A 1,146-nucleotide genomic window follows, 5' to 3' on the forward strand; every position below is an offset into this window, starting at 1 on the left:
CGGGGCCGGGGCCGGGGCCGGGGTTCCGGCCGGCGAGCCGAGGGCGCGGCGATGCGCTGGAGCGTGGAGGACGCCCCCGCGGCGGTCGCCGGTGCCGCGGCGCCCGGTGCGGCCTGCGCTGCACCGGCCGGCCGCGGCCGTGATCCTCCACCGGGCCGGCCCGGCCGGATGACGGCCCCGGCCGGCCCGAAGATGTGACGCGCATCACGTCACCCGGATTGAGTCGGGCGCCGGGACAATGTCCGTACCCTCACGTGACGTTCGAGATCCGGATGCGAGGATGAGGCCGCCATGACCAGTGGGTGGTGTTCTCGCACGGTACGGGCCGTGGTCTTTGCGGCCGTCTGCGTACTGCTCGCCGCCCTCGGCCACGTCCTGATGTCACCGGCCCCGGTGCCCGGGTGGGCCCTGGCGGCAGGGGCGACGGCGACCGGCGCCACCGCCTGGCTCCTGGCCGGCCGGGAGCGCGGTCCGTGGCCGGTCGGCTCCGTCGCGGTGGCGGCGCAGGCCGCCCTGCACACCCTGTTCGCCTTCGCCCAGGCACTCGTCCCCCCGGATTCCCCGGGCTCCCCGGGCGGAGGTTCGCTGACAGGGCGCGTGTCCGCCCACCTGCTGATGCGCCGGCACGCCGCGCCCCACCACGTTCCGGGCGACGGCACGGTCGGCGCGACGGCGGGTGCCCCGCATGCCGGGTACTCCGACCACACGGCGCACTCCCTGGCCGCGGACGGCCTGTCGCCGACCGGGATGCTCGCCGCCCACCTGCTGGCCGCGCTGCTGTGCGCCCTCTGGCTCGCGCGGGGCGAGCGCGCCGCGTTCCGCATCCTGCGGGCCGTCGCCGGCCGGCTGTTCGCGCCGCTGAGCGGACTGCTGCCGCGGCGGCCCGCCCCGCCGGACCGCCCACGCGTCCGCGTCCGCCGCGCCGGCCGCGACCGGAAGCCGCGCCGGCTCCTCCTCGCCCACACGATCACCACGCGGGGCCCGCCCGCCGGGGTCGCTGTCGTCTGACGACAGCCGGTTCACCGGGGCCTCCCGGCACCCCGCGGACCGACGGATCGGCACCACGGCCGAGCCGTCGGCCCCCGGCGTTCCCGCCCCGGGCACCGGCCGGACGCCTCCGTGCCCGGCCGGTGCCCGGGGCGGGAA

At 79.1% G+C, this 1,146-nt stretch carries 1 protein-coding gene; it reads left to right on the forward strand.

What is annotated here, in order from left to right; all coding sequences use genetic code 11:
* The first annotated feature begins 291 nt into the window (after window positions 1-291).
* A complete protein-coding gene (locus AOK18_RS08695) occupies window positions 292-1,008 on the forward strand; it encodes a hypothetical protein (protein WP_055693920.1) in 717 nt (238 codons plus the stop codon).
* The last annotated feature ends 138 nt before the right edge of the window (window positions 1,009-1,146 follow it).

The organism is Streptomyces prasinopilosus, assembly GCF_001419695.1.
GTDB classification, from domain to species: Bacteria; Actinomycetota; Actinomycetes; order Streptomycetales; family Streptomycetaceae; genus Streptomyces; species Streptomyces prasinopilosus.